15 protein-coding genes are annotated in these 17,860 nt (G+C 44.7%); 8 read left to right on the plus strand and 7 right to left on the minus strand.

The genetic code is table 11. The features are described from left to right. Positions 1-23: 23 nt before the first annotated feature. The 5 genes from bla (at position 24) to L0659_RS02820 (ending at position 7,391) form a co-directional block, all read left to right on the plus strand. On the plus strand, positions 24-923 hold the full coding sequence (gene bla, locus L0659_RS02800) for a class A beta-lactamase, subclass A2 (protein WP_235124089.1): 900 nt from the start codon (positions 24-26) through the stop codon (positions 921-923). Positions 924-965: 42 nt separating this feature from the next. Continuing rightward, positions 966-1,586, plus strand: a complete 621-nt coding sequence (locus L0659_RS02805; protein ID WP_235124090.1) for an ATP-binding cassette domain-containing protein — start codon at positions 966-968, stop codon at positions 1,584-1,586. Positions 1,587-1,605: 19 nt separating this feature from the next. Beyond that, positions 1,606-5,058 (plus strand): gliding motility-associated C-terminal domain-containing protein, encoded by a 3,453-nt coding sequence (locus L0659_RS02810; RefSeq protein WP_235124091.1) that lies wholly within the window; start codon positions 1,606-1,608, stop codon positions 5,056-5,058. Positions 5,059-5,086: 28 nt separating this feature from the next. Then, positions 5,087-5,536, plus strand: a complete 450-nt coding sequence (locus tag L0659_RS02815) for a DUF4920 domain-containing protein (protein ID WP_235124092.1) — start codon at positions 5,087-5,089, stop codon at positions 5,534-5,536. Between the two features lie 73 nt (positions 5,537-5,609). Further along, positions 5,610-7,391: an SGNH/GDSL hydrolase family protein gene (locus L0659_RS02820; protein ID WP_235124093.1), complete on the plus strand. Its 1,782-nt coding sequence runs from the start codon at positions 5,610-5,612 to the stop codon at positions 7,389-7,391. A gap of 6 nt (positions 7,392-7,397) precedes the next feature. On the opposite strand, the gene L0659_RS02825 is transcribed toward L0659_RS02820, so the two are convergent. The 4 genes from L0659_RS02825 to argS all read right to left on the minus strand — a co-directional run bounded on the left by L0659_RS02825 (position 7,398) and on the right by argS (position 11,237). Continuing rightward, complete coding sequence (locus L0659_RS02825; RefSeq protein ID WP_235124094.1) at positions 7,398-8,291, minus strand: 1,4-dihydroxy-2-naphthoate polyprenyltransferase; 894 nt, start codon at positions 8,289-8,291, stop codon at positions 7,398-7,400. Positions 8,292-8,315: 24 nt separating this feature from the next. Beyond that, a complete protein-coding gene (locus L0659_RS02830; RefSeq protein ID WP_235124095.1) occupies positions 8,316-8,693 on the minus strand; it encodes a DUF5618 family protein in 378 nt (125 codons plus the stop codon). 72 nt (positions 8,694-8,765) lie between these two features. After that, positions 8,766-9,350 (minus strand): glutathione peroxidase, encoded by a 585-nt coding sequence (locus L0659_RS02835; protein ID WP_235124096.1) that lies wholly within the window; start codon positions 9,348-9,350, stop codon positions 8,766-8,768. Between the two features lie 108 nt (positions 9,351-9,458). Beyond that, entirely contained in the window at positions 9,459-11,237 is a 1,779-nt protein-coding gene (gene argS / locus L0659_RS02840) for an arginine--tRNA ligase (RefSeq protein ID WP_235124098.1), read from the minus strand. Between the two features lie 161 nt (positions 11,238-11,398). On the opposite strand from argS, the gene L0659_RS02845 reads away from it, so the two are divergent. Further along, the gene (locus tag L0659_RS02845; protein ID WP_235124099.1) at positions 11,399-12,949 is read left to right on the plus strand and encodes a hypothetical protein; all 1,551 of its coding nucleotides are present in this window, start codon (positions 11,399-11,401) and stop codon (positions 12,947-12,949) included. A 9-nt stretch (positions 12,950-12,958) separates the two neighbouring features. Here the strand turns inward: L0659_RS02845 and pyrR are convergent, their stop codons facing one another. Next, positions 12,959-13,498, minus strand: coding sequence for a bifunctional pyr operon transcriptional regulator/uracil phosphoribosyltransferase PyrR (gene pyrR, locus L0659_RS02850; protein WP_235124100.1), 540 nt, complete (start codon positions 13,496-13,498; stop codon positions 12,959-12,961). Positions 13,499-13,564: 66 nt separating this feature from the next. On the opposite strand from pyrR, the gene pth reads away from it, so the two are divergent. Next, the gene (gene pth, locus L0659_RS02855; protein WP_235124101.1) at positions 13,565-14,125 is read left to right on the plus strand and encodes an aminoacyl-tRNA hydrolase; all 561 of its coding nucleotides are present in this window, start codon (positions 13,565-13,567) and stop codon (positions 14,123-14,125) included. Between the two features lie 604 nt (positions 14,126-14,729). Here pth and L0659_RS02860 read toward each other — a convergent pair. Further along, positions 14,730-16,124, minus strand: a complete 1,395-nt coding sequence (locus L0659_RS02860) for an OmpA family protein (RefSeq protein WP_235124102.1) — start codon at positions 16,122-16,124, stop codon at positions 14,730-14,732. Between the two features lie 73 nt (positions 16,125-16,197). On the opposite strand from L0659_RS02860, the gene L0659_RS02865 reads away from it, so the two are divergent. Continuing rightward, a complete protein-coding gene (locus L0659_RS02865; protein WP_235124103.1) occupies positions 16,198-17,070 on the plus strand; it encodes a DMT family transporter in 873 nt (290 codons plus the stop codon). On the opposite strand, the gene L0659_RS02870 is transcribed toward L0659_RS02865, so the two are convergent. Beyond that, a complete protein-coding gene (locus L0659_RS02870) occupies positions 17,067-17,858 on the minus strand; it encodes a PhzF family phenazine biosynthesis protein (RefSeq protein ID WP_235124104.1) in 792 nt (263 codons plus the stop codon). The two genes, L0659_RS02865 and L0659_RS02870, sit on opposite strands and share 4 nt — an antisense overlap. Between the last annotated feature and the right edge of the window lie 2 nt (positions 17,859-17,860).

Raw genomic sequence — 17,860 nt, forward strand, 5'->3', positions numbered from 1 at the left:
CATAAGAAAAATTAGTCATTCCAATGAAAGCCAGGGTATTACGCAGCATTCTGTTAACAACAATATTCTTTTTACCCAATTTATTATTAGCTCCAAAGTCAGATCTTAAAAGCCAGTTAGAGAACATTACCAAACAAATTGATGGCATTACAGGCGTTGCGATCAAGGATCTTCAAGGCAAGGAAACAATTATCCTGAACGCAGATCACAAGTTTCCGATGCTCAGTTCTTTCAAATTTCCGATTGCGATGGCGGTTTTGGATCAGGTTGATAAAGAAAAACTTTCGCTGGATCAGAAATATCACCTCACCAAAGAAGACGTTCAGCTAAAAACTTACAGCCCGCTGCGTGATAAATATCCGGATGGAAATGTAGACTTAACCATTGCAGACCTGTTGGCAAGCATGGTTTCATTGAGTGATAACATTGCCTGCGACATTCTTTTTAAACTTGCCGGCGGAACAAAGCCGGTTCAGGATTATGTGCATGGTTTGGGCGTAAAAGACATTGCTATCGTTGCGAATGAAGCGCAAATGGGGCAGGATTGGAATGTTCAGTATACCAATTGGTGCAAGCCGGCGGCTATGCTGCAACTGCTTGAAATTTTTTTTAAAGGGAAAAGTCTCTCCAAAACGAGCCAGGATTTTTTATCTAAAATCATGATAGATGGCCCGACCGGTCTGAACCGGATTAAAGGTCAGTTACCCAAAGATGCCGTAGTTGCTCATAAAACGGGCACTTCCGGCACTAACGATAAAGGCGTCATGGCTGCTGTGAACGACGTCGGCATAGTGAAGTTGCCTGAGGGCAAAAGTTTCGCCATTGTGTTATTTATGTCCAATTCAACGGCTGATCTGAAAGCGATCGAATCGGTTATGGCGCAGGTTTCCAAAGCAGCATATGACCACTATGCAGCGAAATAGAAGGCTTTGCGACCGCCTTCATCATTCTAAGTTTTTTAAAAAGTGCAGATATCAGTTGAAAAAATAGGGAAAAAATTTGTCAAGGAATGGATTGTCCGCAATGCCACATTTGAGCTCGCGGCCGGACAGCAATACACATTCGTAGGGCCGAACGGAAGCGGGAAATCGACATTATTACAGTTGCTGACCGGCATTATGCCTGTTTCTGAGGGCACAATCAAATACATTGATAAGGCAGGAAAGGAAATTGAAGTGGATCATTGGTACAAACATCTGGTCATAGCGGCGCCTTATCTTGAACTGATTGAAGAATTTACTTTGCGCGAGCTCATCCAGTTTCATAGCAACTTCAAGCCATTCAAAAACGGCATTAGTTTCAAAGATTTCGAGGATTTTATTCAATTGTCACACGCGAGCGGAAAAACGCTCCGGCACTTTTCCTCAGGCATGAAACAGCGTGTAAAGCTGGGCCTTGCTTTTATGTCTGATGTTCCGGTGATTTTTCTTGATGAACCTACAACCAATCTGGACGTTCCAGGAATCAATTGGTATCTCGATCACGTGGTGCATCACACACAAAATCAGCTTGTTTTGCTCGGTTCGAATGTGAAACAGGAATATGAATTTTGTAAAAATATCATTACAGTTTCTGCGTTCAAATAGAAACACAGCGGAGCCTTATATGCGGAGAAATCTACGTCCAATCGTTTTACTTTTTCTGTTTTTAATCTGCTTCATCGGCAACTGCTTTGCTGGCGGAATGCATTTTATCGAAAACCGCGGCCAATGGGAATCAGACATTCTGTTCCGCACTGAAATCCCAGGCGGTTTTCTCTTTTTAAAAAAACAATCCCTCGTTTACGTATTATATGACGCCGCGCAGATTTCCGCAAATCATGGGAAAAAACCTGCGGCTCTGCCTGGTGCCCGCGAAAATGATAAGTCCGTTGCGGCACATGGCGTTGAAGTGCAATTCCTAAATGCTTCGGCAAATGTTAAATATGCTGCTAATGCGCCCATAGAAACAGGCTTCAACTATTTTTTAGGAGAAAAAGAGCAGAACTGGGCGGGCGGCGTAAAGGGTTTTGAAGAGGTTATTTATAAAAACATTTACGAGGGAATTGATATGCGCGTTTATCTGCATCAATTCAAACTTAAATATGAATTTATCGTCCATCCGCAAGCCGATCCATCGCAGATCAAGATGAAATACAATGGGGCTGAAAAGGTTTCTGTGAACGAAACAGGCCAAATTGTCGTGAAAACGAGCATTGGTCAGTTCAAGGAAGCGGAGCCATATTCCTTTCAGCAGGTCAATGCCCGGACTACGGAAATCGCTTCGAAATTTCAGTTGTCAGCTGATAATGTCGTCACATTCAGCATTCCAAAGCCTTATAACAAATCAGAAAAGCTTACCATTGATCCCGAACTGATATTTTCCACTTATTCCGGTTCCGTTGCGGACAACTGGGGGCATACGGCAACGTATGATGACGAAGGGAATCTCTATTCCGGCGGGACTGTTTTCGGAGCAAATTTCCCTGCAACCGTTGGTGCTTTTCAAATCAAATTTGAAGGCCAGGTGGATGTTTCGATCATGAAATTCACGCCGGACGGGAGCAAGCTCGTTTACGCAACATTCCTCGGAGGTCGCAACGCCGATATCCCCAGCAGCCTGATCGTCAATAGTAAAAAGGAATTATTGATTCTCGGCACAACTTCTTCCAAGAACTTCCCCATCCGGACCGGCGCCTTTCAAACTGCATTCGGAGGCGGGATAAGGGCGATCCCCATTTCGGGGCTGGACCTTGAAAACGGCAGCGATATTTTTGTCTCAAAAATCAGCGCGGACGGCAAGCAGCTGGCTGCCTCAACCTTTGTAGGAGGCAGCGGAAATGATGGTGTGAGCATGAGTGAGCTCGCAACAATTCGCAATTATGGCGACAGTTTCAGAGGTGAAATCGGCATTGATAAGGATGAGAATGTGCTCATCGTTTCCTCGACGAACTCAGCCAATTTTCCTTTGAAAAATGCGGTGCAGGATAAGTTTGCCGGCGTTCAGGATGGCGTGATTTTAAAATTCAACTCGGGCCTGACGAGCTTGCTATGGAGCACATTTGTGGGTGGAAACGAGTGGGACGCAGCTTATTCGCTGAAAGTTTCGGCCGCAGGCGACATTTACGTAGCCGGAATCACGCAAAGCAAAAATTTACCGACCAATGCTTCGTCATATCAGAAAGCTTTGAATGGGACAGAAGACGGATTTGTGGCACATTATGCGAATGATAAGTTGTTGGGTGCAACTTATCTGGGCACGCCAAATCAGGATGGCGCTTATTTGCTGGACCTGGATGCGGGCGGTAATGTATATGTGTATGGCCTCACCAATGGTCCTTATCCGGTGAGTCAGAGTGTATATCAAAATGCAAAAAGCGGTCAGTTCGTGCATGCTCTGGACGCAGTATTGTCAAAAACGATTTTTTCTACGGTAATCGGATCGGGCAGGGGCGTTCCTGACATTTCTCCCACAGCCTTTCTAGTAAGTGAATGCGGGAACATTTACCTGGCCGGCTGGGGTGGCAACGTAAATTCATCTACGGATAATAATCCAAATAGCTCGACGACAAATCTGGTTGTTACGGACGATGCGATCCAGTCTTTAACAAATGGCAATAATTTTTACATTGCGATCTTGGAGCAAGGGGCAAAATCGCTGCTATATGCGACTTATTTCGGAAGCCGCGACCGCTCAGGACAGGTCCAGGGTGATCATGTGGATGGCGGAACGAGCCGGTTTGACAAGAACGGCACCATTTACCACGCAACTTGTGCATGCGGAGGCAGCGGCTTCCCGGCCACGCCGCAAGCCTGGTCAACATCCAATAACAGCGACAATTGCAATAACGCAGCATTCAAAATAGACATTGACCGCCTGAAAGCAGATTTTGATGTGTATTCAGGAAGCACGAAAGATGTTCTGCGCGGCTGCGCGCCTTTGTCATTATCATTCGTAAACACAAGCGAAGGCGGCGTAGATTACATTTGGGACGTGGGCGGAGCCACTTTTTCGCGTGAAGATGACCAATCGGAATATACTTTTACCAAGCCGGGCGAATACACCGTTACATTGAAAGCTTACAACCGACTAAGCTGCAAACGTGTGGATGTTGCGCAAAAGAAAATCATCGTAGAAACGCTGAACAGCAAGATTAAGGCCGATACGACAGTGTGTGAAAATACGAGATTGCAGCTCTGGGCTTCGGGAGGGACGCAATATAAATGGTCGCCTGCGACGGGCATGGACAATGCTGCCATTGCGATGCCATCTGTAACGGTTCGGGAAGACGCTGAATTTTCTGTCGAGATCAGCAATGCGAGCGGTTGTAAAGTGACGGAAAAAATGAAGGTTTCGGTTGATAAAAAGACAGATTTTATTGATATGCCGGACGTGGAAGTTTGCGCAGGCGCCACCGTTGTGCTTTCCGTTTCCGGCGATGGAACGAAATATCGCTGGCTGGCTGCCGACGGATTGGAAGAAACAATAGGAAAATCAGTCATAGTAAAACCTACCAAAACGACCACTTACACTATTGAAGGAACCTACGCGGACGGCTGCCGGCCGGTGCGCGAGATCACGGTAAAAGTGGATAGGACGCACGAGCCGATTTTTGATATAAATCAATCGGGCGGCGCTTGCAATGCCCCATTCAGCTATTCCATGTCCAACCAAACCAAAAATGCACAGCGCTATGAATGGAATCTGGGAACGGGCAGCCCTATCACAGATCCGGAGATTAATGAATATATTTACGAAACGCCCGGCGAGTACACCATTACTTTAACTGCATACAACACTGCAGGATGTGCTTTGACGGCGTCAAAAAAAGTAACCGCGTCTCCGCCATTCACTTTGGCCAATGTGATTACACCAAATGGCGATGGCAAGAATGATCTGTTTATCGTTCCGGTTCTGCCCGCTTCACTCGAAGTGTTTAACCGATGGGGGAAATCGGTTTTCAAAACGGCGGATTATAAGAACAACTGGGGCAAGGGAATTGGAAACGGGACTTATTTTTATGTTGTGGACACGCCTCAGGGAAACCATTGCAAAGGCTGGGTAGAAGTTTTGGAATAATGAATTTACACTTAAACACATATAGGAAATGAAAAAAGTAATGATGCTGATGATGCTTGTGATGAGCGCATTGGCCGTACAAGCGCAAACTCCCAACCATTTCGGCAAGGAGATCAATGAAAATAAAGTGATCGAAGCCAGCGCGCTGCCTGAAAAAATGGGCGACAAAACAGAAATGGCTGCCAAGGTAAGCGGTCAGGTAGAATCGGTTTGTCAGGTAAAAGGGTGCTGGATGGCGGTGAAGCTGGATAATGGTGAAACAATGCGGGTCATGTTCAAAGACTACGCGTTTTTTGTTCCCAAAGATATCAGCGGAAAAACGGTGATTTTCGAAGGACAAGCGCAAAAGAAAACGATCCCGGTTGAGCATTTGCAGCATTATGCCAAAGATGCGGGTCAAAGCAAAGAAGAAATTGAAAAAATCACAGAACCTAAGGAAGAGCTGACATTTATCGCAGATGGCGTGATCGTCAAATAATTCTGATATTCAAGGTAAGAAATTAGCGAATGGGCACTTTTGAACATATTCAGAAGTGTCCATTTGTTTTTATATGAAGTTTAAAACCGCCTTTGCCTGTCTTGGGTTAATCCTTTCTTTTCAATTTACATTTGGCCAAACGACTAAACTCAATTGGTGGAACCCGCAAACTGCTACATTTCCGGTTTTGGAAGGGCAGGGCTGGCCCAAGGAAGTAAAAAATCCCTATGACAGGTTGCCGGCGCGTGCTGAAAAGCAGGTTAGGGAGCAAGTGTGGGGCTTATCGAATCAATCTGCCGGGTTAATGTTGCGGTTCCGGGCTAATGCTGCGGAAATCAGCATTCGATATGTTGTGAATGGGAAGCACGCATTGCCGCATATGCCTGCCACGGGCGTGAGCGGCGTGGACCTTTATGCCATTTCCAGCGATGGGGACTTGCGCTGGTGTGCAGGAAAATATGCCTTTGGCGATACCATAACCTACACTTTCAGGGGTTTAGAACCCAACGACTCTTATCACAAAAGAGGCCGGGAATACAGGCTTTACCTGCCATTGTATAACAGCGTAAAGTGGCTGGAAATAGGCACACCTGACGGAACAGAATTTACACCGCTAGCTGCCAGACCAGATAAACCCATCGTCATTTATGGCACTTCCATTGCGCATGGTGCTTGCGCTTCACGTCCGGGAATGGCATGGACAGCAATTTTGGGACGGAAGCTTGACCATCCGCTCATTAACCTCGGATTTTCAGGAAATGGTCGGCTCGAAGAGGAAGTGGTGAGCATTGTTTCGGAAATTGATGCAAAAATATTTGTGCTGGATTGTCTTCCTAATCTCACAATCAGGCCGGATTCAAAGCTTGGAATAACCATTGAGGATGTTAAAAACCGGATTCTAGCCACAACCCGGACCCTCCGTAAAAAGCATCCAAAAACGCCCATCGTGCTCGCATCGCACGCCGGTTACACGGATGAAGATATGAATCCACAGAGCAAGCATTTTTACAGCGAGGTGAATGAAACATTGAAGCAGGCATTTGCGCAGCTGAAATCGGAAGGCATTGCCCAATTATATATTATTCCAAAAGCCGATTTCGGGCAGGATATCGAAACAATGGTGGATGGGACGCATCCTAATGACCTCGGCATGATGCGTTACGCAGAAGGTTACGAGAAACATCTGCGCCAGATCCTGCATGAATATAAAGGCATTGCTTCTACGACGCAGCCTGTTATTCAAATGCGTGAACCCAACAACTATGACTGGGAAGGCAGGCATAGCGAAATTTTAGACCTTAACAAGAAAAATCCACCCGCAACAATCGTGATAGGAAATTCCATCACACATTTTTGGGGTGGACTACCAAAAGGGCCACGTGCAACCGGAGCCGATTCGTGGGACAATACGTTTGGCAAAAATGCAAGGAATATGGGTTACGGCTGGGACCGCATTGAGAATGTGCTTTGGCGCATCAACCACGGCGAACTGAACGGCTATGATGCAAAGCAGGTTTTCATAAACATTGGCACCAATAACCTGCATTTAAATTCCGATGCGGAAATTGCCGAAGGTTGGCGAATGCTGATCGATGCTATCAAATTCCACCAGCCCAATGCGCAGATCACCATGCTAGGCATCTATCCAAGACGCCAGCAGGAAAGCAGAGTGCTGATTATCAATGAAAAGCTCGCGCAGTTAACCGGAGAAACCAATGTAAACTTCCTCGATCCAGGGAAAGTATTTTTACAAAAGGATGGGAAAATAGACGAATCGCTATTCACGGACGGCCTGCATCCCAATGCAAAAGGTTACAAGCTCTTAGGAGATTCGATTAAGCCATTTGTGAGATAATCCGGCTTATAAGACGACGCCTATGCCAAACAAAATCACGAAAAGCAATGTGCTCAGCGCCATTTGTTTCAAATAGGGATCCAGTTCGTTGGCTTTTTTTAATCTCGAAATAGCGAGGCCGTTTTTAATAAAGAGGGGGAAGCTGAGCAAAAATATTAAGCTCGTATAACCGGAGAAGTGCTCGGCTGTGTAAACGGAAACGCAAAGCATGCCGATGATCAAAATTGTCCAGTGATAAGCAATGGCTTTTTCGCGTCCGAGCCGCACCGGAATTGAGTTTTTTCCTGTTGCTTTGTCGGATTCAATGTCACGAATATTATTAATGTTCAAAACACCAACCGCGAACAGTCCGCAGCTGGACGCCGGCAGGAGCAGTCCCCAATCCCAAACATGCGTGTGCAGATAACTGCTTCCCAGCACGCCCACCCATCCAAAAAAGATTAAAACCGATAAATCACCCAGACCGACATAACCGTAAGGCCGCTTTCCGGCCGTGTAAGTGATCGCGGCAATAATGCAAGCAACGCCTATGCCAAGAAAAACCCAGAAAACATTCGCAGGAGCGCCTTTCAGCGCAATGATCAGCAGCGTAATCCCGGAAATTAATGCCAGGATTGAAAATGCGATAATGGCTTTCAACATAGTGGAAGCCTGAATGTGCCCGGAATGGACGGCGCGGCGCGGGCCTTCACGTAATTCAGTGTCTTTTCCATTCACAGCATCGCCATAATCATTGGCGAAGTTGGAAAGAACTTGCAGCAAAATGGTCGTCAATACGCTTAATCCTGCAACCGGCCAGCTGAATGTCCCGCTTGATGCCGCCAAAAAACAGCCCATTAATATGCATGAAAGTGCCAGGGGCAATGTGCGTGGGCGGGCTGCTTCAATCCAGGGATTCATTGATTTCGATAGAGTAGGGTAATGTCAGGCCTGCGTTTTCTGCTCAGCCCAAGTAATTATTTTTTCTGCAATTTCTAAACCTTCTTTGGAAATCGCTGCATTCAATACGCCGTCGTAGCTCATCGAGAGGTGAAGAATGTCATAAGCAGCCGAAAAGTGAGAGAGGATTTTCTTGTCTACCAAAGACAACTCTTTCTGATACCATTCTACACTCTTTCTAGTCTTTTTGCTTTTGTTGCCCAGAACACTGTCGAGGGCAACTAAAACACCAGCATAAGCAGTGTGGCCAGCCATTTTTACGTATTTACGGTCTTTGTAATAACCGTCTTCCTTAATTGCCTTTTCTCTTAAAATTTCCTTGGCATTGGAGATGTAGCGCTTTGCTTCGGTAATGTCTTTCATGTTAGTGATGTGTATATGATGGAAAATATTTCAGGCTGCAACATTTGCAGCCTGAAAGTTAAAAAGCTTTTTTTAAATGCCAACCGCAGTCAAAAACTCCTGGTCAGTCGGTAATATTTTTGAAGCGAAGAAATTGGTCAGCTCACCTTTTTCATTCACCACATATTTGCAAAAATTCCATGTTGGAACTTTATCGTTCCAGCCATTCAAGTCTTTGGTAGTAAGCCATTTGTAGATAGGCGCCTGATCATCACCCAAAACGGAAACTTTCTCGAACATGGGGAAAGTTACGCCGTAGGTTGCAGAGCAGAATGTTGCGATTTCTTCGCTGGTGCCTGGCTCTTGTCCACCGAAATTATTTGCCGGAAAACCTAGCACAACCACCTTATCTCCATGCTCCTTATTGAACTTTTCCCAATCTGCATACTGCTTGGTATAACCGCATTTGGAAGCAACATTCAGGATCACCACTTTTTTGCCTTTGTATTTGCTCAAATCGATCGTTTTGTTGCCTACCAGCGATTTAACCTTGAAGTCATAAAGCGTTTGCTTCGCAACAACATCGTGCGCTGGTCTTGTGGCAATTTCAGACTTATCGGCAAAAAGGCCGGTTATCAAACTCGTGATCATAATAAATAATGTTTTTAATAAGCTCATAATTGTAGTCTGGTTATTGGTTGGATTATGTAATTAAAAAGTGAGATACAGGACATTCGATACATTTTAGTGGCTTTTCAAAACAACTTCCCAAACCACCCGGCCTCGCTACATTCGCTCCGGAACTTCTATCCCTAATAACCCCAAAGCCTTCTGAATTGTTTCAGAAACTGCACCTGATAATGCAACCCGGAATTTAACCGAATCCGGGTTAGGGTCAGAGAAAATAGAGACCTCGGCATAGAATTGATTATAGACCTTCGCCAACTCAAATGCATACAACGAAATCACCGAAGGCGCAAATTCATTCGCCGCAGCCTGCACACGAACCGGATACTGCGATAAAGCAAAAATCAACTCCTTTTCAGCAGGATGTAATACATAGCTTACGGGCGGAATCACCGGTTGGATGCCTGACTGCTCCGCTTTTCTGATAATAGAACGGATCCGGGCATATGTATATTGAATAAATGGCCCCGTATGTCCTTGAAAGTCAATGGATTCTTCCGGATTAAAGAGCATTCTTTTTTTAGGGTCAACCTTCAAAAGAAAATACTTTAATGCACCCAGAGCAAGCTGATTATAAAGCTGTTTGGCTTCTGCGCTGTCAAAATCATCGATCTTTCCCAATTCCTGCGTCCTGCTCGCAGCGGTCTGGATCATTTGTTCCACCAGATCATCCGCATCCACCACAGTTCCTTCCCGCGATTTCATTTTTCCGGATGGCAGATCCACCATTCCGTAACTGATGTGATAACAGCCATCCGCATAAGGGCGTCCTAGTTTTTTAAGAATGGCAAAAAGCACTTTAAAATGATAATCCTGCTCATTTCCGACAACCCATAAATAACGATTGTTATGAAAGTCGCTGAATTTCAATTCGGTTGTGCCCAGGTCCTGGGTAATATAAACGGAAGTGCCGTCGCCGCGCAAAACCAGCTTTTCGTCCAGCCCTTCTGCGGTCAGGTCGATCCAGACGGAGTTATCCGGCTTTTTGTAGAATACATTATTGCTTAAACCTTCTTCTATAATGTCCTTACCAAGCAGATAAGTGTTTGATTCATAATAAGTTTTATCGAATCCAACACCAATTTTATCGTAAGTCTGGCGGAAACCTTCGTAAACCCAGCCGTTCATTTTATGCCATAATGCGACAGTTTCGGGATCATTATTTTCCCAAAGCAAAAGCAATTTTTGCGCTTCCAGGATCCAGGGCGCTTTTTTAGTGGCTTCTTCCTCAGGCATTCCCTGCTCTACAAGCTCCTTAATTTGCGTTTTATATTCTTTATCAAACAACACATAATATTTCCCGGCCAGATGGTCTCCCTTCATGCCGCTTGATTCCGGCGTTTCACCATTTCCGAGCTCGCGGTAAGCAAGCATGGATTTGCAAATGTGGATCCCGCGGTCATTTACCAAACAAGTTTTTACCACATCATAACCACTGGCTTTGAGGATTTTAGACAAAGAATCACCAAGGAAATTATTCCTCAAATGTCCCAGGTGCAGCGGTTTATTGGTGTTGGGAGAAGAGAATTCCACCATCACGGATTGGCCGTTTGAAGGAAATGTTCCGAAATCCTGATCGTTAAAAACATCCGAAAACAATTCCAGCCATGTCGTGTCTTTGAGGCTGATGTTCAAAAAGCCCTGGACCACATTAAATTTCTCCGCAACAGAAGAGTGCTCTGCAAGCTCAGTTCCGATTATCTGACCTATTTCAGCGGGCGATTTGCGGATAGATTTGGTAAGCGGGAAAGTAACAAAAGTGTAAAATCCTTCAAATTCCTTCTTGGTTGGTTGTAAAATGATGTCTTCAACAGTTACATCAAAATGCTTCTGGATTGCTTTTTGAATATCGTCTTTCAGAATTGCTTCAATCGTCATGAATGATGGGGTAAATGGAAGTGCTTCTTCAAAATCAGAATGACATTTCCCTAAGTTTTTATTTGATTAAAATAATTTATAATATTAATAGCAATGTTGTCCTTTTTGATGCAAAATTAGGGTAAATATTGAAGAGAGTTACACCCCTGAAGGAAGAAGTTATGAATAACCATTCTTTGCAATGGCACCGGATTTACTGCATGCTCTTTTTATGCATTATTCCCGTTGTCGGTGCCTTCGCACAATTGCAGCAGTCCGATCGTCTGGAAATACCCGCAAGCCCCACTTCAACGGAGCAGTTCGAGGTTTTTAGCCTGGGCGAGCAAGGTTTATTATCTGTGATCAGGGGCAATGAATGGTCCAATTCCCGCAAAGAGCAATGGCAGTTTGTAAAATACGACTCAACATTAAAAGCCGTTTGGCGGACAACTTATAAGCTCGATTTTCGCTACATCCCGGTAATGGCTTATAAGGGCGAAGAAAGTGGTTACTGGCTCTTTGCCGAGCCGGATACAGACCGTTTTCTTTTTATGCAGATCAATTACAACGACGGTTCAATCGACACTTATAAAGGAAATTTATTGTCGGGTGTGGATGTGCAGCAGTTCAAAGTGATCGGGAGCAAAGCATTGGTTTCGGGCTATTACAGGTCGCGGCCGGTCGTGATCGTGCATTCGTTTTTTGATCATACGACGCGTGTCTTACCCGGGCTTTTTGAGAAAAATACGGAATTGAACAATGTGGACATTAATGAAATTGACGGCTACATCAATGTAATCACCTACGCTTACAGGAAGAAAAACTGCGTTTTTGAAATCAAAACGTACAATTACGATGGTAAACTTTTGAAGAAAACAACATTAAGCGACCCGAGATACAGCTTCATTTCAGGCCAGATCGTGCCGCTCAATGCAGATGACTCCTATCTGATCGGAAATTATTCGGTCGGTTGCACGCAGTATTCGCAGGGGTTATATGTGACGCATGTGGAGCACGATGAGCCGGGGCAGCCGCAGTTTATTGAATTTTCTGAATTGCAGAATTTCTTCAATTATATGAAGCCCAAACGCCGCGCTAAAATGATGGAGCGCATCGGCAAAAGGAAAAGTTTGGGGAAAGAAAACAAGTTTCGCTATCGGTTGCTGGTCCACGAGCTGATCCAGACGGAGAACGAAATCGTACTGGTGGCGGAAGTTTATTATCCCAATCAAAGATCAACCAGCCCGATCATTACCGGCGGCATTTCCCGGCCTTACATTTCGCGCTCACTCGAAGGTTATCGTTATACGCACGCCATTGTATGCGGGTTTGACCGTAACGGGAAGTTTATGTGGGACAACACCATTACAATCAAGGATTTAACTAGCTACGATTTGCAGGAAATGGTCCAGGTTACGCCGGTGGATGACTATTTTGTGCTGGCTTATCCGCAGGAAGGTGAGATTCATACCGAAGTAATAAGCCGAAACCAAGTCGTGGTGGAAAGTGAGAAATTTAAGATTACTGCCAAATCGGAAAAGGAAAAAGTGCTTAATAATGAGGATAGTTACCTTTCGCCCTGGTATGGACAGTATTTTCTGGCTTACGGCATGCAGCGCCTCGGCTCATCATCACTGGGGCAGGGACGCGAGGTTTTTTACATTAATAAGCTGACTTACAAAACAGAGGATATCGGCAAAGCAACGAAAGAAGAGGCGTCACGACCGCGCTGAGTTTCGAAACTAATCGACCATCCAGATATGGTCGGCTTCAAAGCCCTGTTCTTTCCACTCCACCTGTACGCGTTGACTTTCAACGGTGCTGACCTGCATTCCAACATAATCCGGGTCAATAGGGATCTCGCGGTTGTAGCGGCGGTCGATGAGCACCATAAGTTCAACGGTTTTGGGCCGCCCGAAGGCTGTCATGGCGTCAAGTGCCGCTCTTACCATGCGACCGGTAGAAAGCACGTCGTCGATCAAAATCACCCTTTTGCCTTCGATCAGGAAAGGGACATTGGTTTTGTTGGGGAGGAGTGGAGATTCCCGTCTTCGGAAGTCGTCGCGATAGAAAGTTGCGTCGAGATGGCCCATTGGAATATCTTTTCCGGTGCGTTCTCTCAGTTCGGCAATGATGCGTTCGGCAAAATATATTCCCCGCGGTTGCAGTCCCATCACCACGGAGTTGGAAAAATCCTGGTGATTCTCAATCAGTTCCTGGCATAACCGGCTGGTCATGATCTCTAGCAACGGGCTGCTAAGTATTAATCGTTTTTGGGGCATAATGTAAATTCCCTGAATTTTAGCCTAAATTAAGTGCTCGAAGATGAAATCAAAAACTTTTAACAAATGAAATATCTGATTGCCGGATTGGGAAATATAGGTCCGGAGTACGCATTCACCAGGCATAATGTCGGATTTATGGTGCTGGACAGGCTGGCGGCGCAGCATGATTTTAAATTTTCTTTCGAGAAGCTGGCCTTTGTTGCGGAATGGAAGCATAAGGGCAGGCAAATTTATTTTATAAAACCCACAACATTCATGAACCTCAGCGGCAAAGCGATCCGCTACTACATGGACCAGTTCAAAGTGCAGGAGGAAAACCTGCTTGTGATCGTTGATGAATTGCAACTTCCGTATGGCACGCTCCGCATTAAGCCAAAAGGAAGTCACGGCGGGCATAATGGATTGAAAAATATTGAGGAACTGCTGGCATCGACAAATTATCCCCGTTTGCGGTTTGGAATAGGAAATAATTTTCCAAGGGGAAGACAAGTAGATTATGTGCTAAAACCTTTTTCCAATGAAGAAATGACGGAGCTGCCTATATTTTTGGATAACGCAGGTGATATGGTTCTTTCGTTTTGTACTTTGGGAATACAATCGACAATGAATAATTATAACCAATGATTGTACTATTTAAAGATAATATAAATATTTCAAGAAATGTATTTATTTTGTAAAATGGAGATAACGCAAAATATTGTTTACTATAAATTTAAATAAATGATATTTTGTAATAAAATAGAGGCTGAAAACCAGCATTCGTTCCAAATATAATTTTGTTATTCCAATTTAGTAATGCTTGTAATATCAAAATTAATGCAGACATTTGTAACACGGTTCGCCGAAATAAAAATAGAATAAATCAAAGGAAATAATATTAATGTTTTTACCTTTGTGAAAGTTTTGAAAGTTTCGTTAGTCGCTCAGTCACAAGTTAATAGGGCAAAAGCTGCGAGAAGCGTGAGAAGAGGTAATTAAGCAATGTTTGATGGCAAATCTGAAATTCAATTTGCTTCGTATATAGACCAAAAGTTTCCGTAATTACTTAGTAAGGAAATTGGAGTATTATTCAAAACATTGTTACTTTATATAAAAAGAGATTCAGATACGCTTGCATTGATAGAGTTTATTCGGCTCATGCGCCGGAATCAATGTAAAAGATATAAAAGATAAGAAAAGGTTAAGGGTTTAGGAATAGTCAGTATAAAGCCGTCTCAGTGAGATGGCTTTATCTTTTTATAGGCTCTGCCCAAATTTCAACCCTGCGGTTAGACCGCTTCAATGCTTCTGTCTGGTTCACGCGATTAGGCTGTGCAGATCCATAACCTGATCCTGCAATGCGGTTTTCAGGGATTCCTTTTCCTAACAAATATGATTTCACGGTCTCGACACGCTTATTGGACAATTCCAGATTTTTTGCGAAATCTCCCGTGTTGTCGGTATGGCCTTTTAAGATTATTCTCAGGTTATCTCGTTTTTGAAAATAAGAAACCAGTGAATCGAGCCCGCTTAATGCATTGTCTTCCAGCACATCGGTGCTTTGCGTAAAATACAATGTTGATAAAGGCGCATCATAAGTCGATTCGGAAAGGCTGATCAGCGACTTCACCTCTTCAAACCGGTTCGAGACTTTCACCGACACACTTTTAGGCTGAAACCCATCTGCCTGAGCTGATATGCGATATGTTTCATGCGGGCGAAGCTCGAAATTATAAATGCCGTTCACTGTTTTTGTTGAAGCGACCAGCGAATCTGTGCTGGATTTCCGAACCGTCACATCGGCATCATTCACCGGTTTCAGGTTTTTACCATCATACACACGTCCCGTCACGACGGCCAGATTGGTGTTTCTTTTTGCAGGTTCATTGATGGCAGGTTTTTCTTCCGGTTGCTTTTCTTCTTCTTTTTCCGCGACCGGCGTTTTGGGTGCCCTGCTGATGGTCTGGTAACTTCTTCGTACAAACACAGGCGTCATTACACGGTCATAAACGCGGATCAGCACAATGGAGCCGGCGCTGGATTCATGGTTCGCAATCAAATCATCCTGAAATAAATTGAGGACCTGATCATTGTCCAGCATGCCCTCCGTTCCCGGATCCTTGAATTCCAGTTTGGACTGACCATTGATGTACATCTTAATGATCTTGGTCTCATAATCACGCGAGTACACGTAATGTACATACTGCTTGGCACGCACAGGTGCTTTTTCTCCGATTGCAAAATCATAAAAATTGAGCTTACCGTCGTAGATATAACTGCCGTAATCGCTTTTTCTGTTTTTAAAATCGAGGACGCGCTTCCAGCTGTCGAGCTCATCCATTTTAAAATAGACCTCAACGGTAAAAGATTTGCTCAAAAAACCTTTGGCTTCTGCATTATTGAACTGTAAACCACTGTTTTTCTCAAATTGATAAATGGTCCTGCTCAGATCATCCGAGCCCGGGATTTTCTCTTTGACATATTTTCCGGGCGTACCAAGCACTTTTAAGGACGGCCCCGCATTTTCAATAGGAGTAAGGCCATTGTTGAAGTCGTAAGTCCATTGGCTTTGTGAAAAGGAAGGAAAATATAGTCCGGTAAGAAGAATCGCCAGAATACACTTCGCATTAATTTTATCAATCATGCCCAAAAATATAAAAAGTGCAGGGTGAACCCGAAATGCATCGCGTATTTTTGGATCATAATTCTTTGTAAGCGTGAAAAACATTGGTATTGGCATTCTCTTTTCCATTCTGTGGTCGTCCGCATCCGTCGCCACCAAGTTTGGGGTCCGGTCCGCTGCTCCGTTAATATTGGCAAATGTTCGCTTCTTTATAGCTGGTATTTTATTGTTGACTTTTTCCTACCTGCTCAGCAAAGATCCGTCTTACCGGTTGCCGAACAGAAAAGAATGGAAGCAGCTTGCGCTGTTCGGATTCCTTAATACAACGCTTTATCTCGGGCTCTACGTGTATGCGATGAAATTTACTGCTGCGGGAATCGGGAGTCTGGCCGTTTCGATCAATCCGCTCATCATTGTTTTGTTATCCTCGTGGTGGCTCAAAAGGCACCCGCGCCCGGAAGAATGGTTGGGGGTTATTTTGGGAATGGCAGGCGTGGCTGTGGCGACATATCCATTACTGGCTGATAGTTTCACTACAATCGGGGGAATCACATTGCTGCTGATCAGCATGATAGCAGTTTCGGCAGCCAGCGTTTACTATGCTACGGTTCAATGGGAGTTGCCCAATTTACTGATCAACGGCTGGCAGGTTTTCCTTGGGGGCGTCTTTTTGCTTCCGGTAACATTGCTTTTCAGCGATTTCTCTACAACCGTTTGGGACGGCACATTCTGGTTCCCGGTGCTCTGGCTAAGCCTGGCTGTTTCGATAATCGGATTGATCTGCTGGTTTTATTTGCTAAGAATAGACACAGTAAAAGCATCATTATGGCTTTTCCTGTGCCCGCTTTTCGGCTTTTTCTTCGCCTGGTGGCTCATGGACGAGCCGGTAACCATTTATACAGTTATAGGAACAGTGCTGGTAATTGGTGGATTATATGCGGGGCAGAGGAAGAAATTAATGAGTTAATCATCAATCAAAATCTCCCCCTTCAAATATAGCCTCGCCTGCCCACCGATGTGTACGCGTTCGCCGTCCAGTTCGCATTTGAGGTATCCGCCGCGTTTTGAGAGTTGTTTGGCGGTTAATGTTGTTTTGCCGAGTTTTTCTGCCCAATAAGGGATCAATGTTGTATGAGCAGAGCCGGTTACGGGATCTTCGTCGATGCCCGATTGCGGGGCGAAGAAGCGTGAAACGAAGTCAACATCCTCGCCGGCAGCCGTAATAATGATGCCCCGGGCCGGAATGGTTGATAATACAATAATGTCGAAATCCAGGTTCTTAATGACCTCTTCGGATTCCAGAACCACCATATAATCGGTTTTACCCTTATAAACTTCCACCATTGTTGTGTCCAGAAGACCTTCTACCAGGGCAGGAGGCGGTACCGCAATGTGATATTGGTCCACAGGGAAATTTAATGTAAGCCAGTCTTCTTTACAATCCACCTGCAGCTCACCGCTGCGTGACTCAAAACGGATCGATTTTCCTTCGTAACCTTGAATATTAAAAATCACATAAGCAGCAGCCAGTGTTGCGTGGCCGCAAAGATCAACCTCAACTGAAGGCGTAAACCAGCGGATATGAAAGCCATTTTCATTGGGAACGTAGAATGCAGTTTCTGCCAGGTTATTCTCAGCAGCAATGTTGAGCATAGTTTCGTCTGCAAGCCACTCATTCAGAGGAACAATCGCAGCAGGGTTTCCACAAAAGAGTTTATCAGTAAACGCATCGATCTGATATATGGATAGTTTCATGT

This window comes from Dyadobacter sp. CY347, assembly GCF_021502655.1.
Classification (GTDB): Bacteria; Bacteroidota; Bacteroidia; order Cytophagales; family Spirosomataceae; genus Dyadobacter.

Coding starts and splice junctions, on each gene's coding strand:
- bla (WP_235124089.1), top strand. CDS start 24: ATGAAAGCCAGGGTATTACGCAGCATTCTGTTAACAACAATATTCTTT.
- L0659_RS02810 (WP_235124091.1), top strand. CDS start 1,606: ATGCGGAGAAATCTACGTCCAATCGTTTTACTTTTTCTGTTTTTAATC.
- L0659_RS02815 (WP_235124092.1), top strand. CDS start 5,087: ATGAAAAAAGTAATGATGCTGATGATGCTTGTGATGAGCGCATTGGCC.
- L0659_RS02820 (WP_235124093.1), top strand. CDS start 5,610: ATGAAGTTTAAAACCGCCTTTGCCTGTCTTGGGTTAATCCTTTCTTTT.
- L0659_RS02825 (WP_235124094.1), bottom strand. CDS start 8,291: ATGAATCCCTGGATTGAAGCAGCCCGCCCACGCACATTGCCCCTGGCA.
- L0659_RS02830 (WP_235124095.1), bottom strand. CDS start 8,693: ATGAAAGACATTACCGAAGCAAAGCGCTACATCTCCAATGCCAAGGAA.
- L0659_RS02835 (WP_235124096.1), bottom strand. CDS start 9,350: ATGAGCTTATTAAAAACATTATTTATTATGATCACGAGTTTGATAACC.
- argS (WP_235124098.1), bottom strand. CDS start 11,237: ATGACGATTGAAGCAATTCTGAAAGACGATATTCAAAAAGCAATCCAG.
- L0659_RS02845 (WP_235124099.1), top strand. CDS start 11,399: ATGAATAACCATTCTTTGCAATGGCACCGGATTTACTGCATGCTCTTT.
- pyrR (WP_235124100.1), bottom strand. CDS start 13,498: ATGCCCCAAAAACGATTAATACTTAGCAGCCCGTTGCTAGAGATCATG.
- pth (WP_235124101.1), top strand. CDS start 13,565: ATGAAATATCTGATTGCCGGATTGGGAAATATAGGTCCGGAGTACGCA.
- L0659_RS02860 (WP_235124102.1), bottom strand. CDS start 16,124: ATGATTGATAAAATTAATGCGAAGTGTATTCTGGCGATTCTTCTTACC.
- L0659_RS02870 (WP_235124104.1), bottom strand. CDS start 17,858: ATGAAACTATCCATATATCAGATCGATGCGTTTACTGATAAACTCTTT.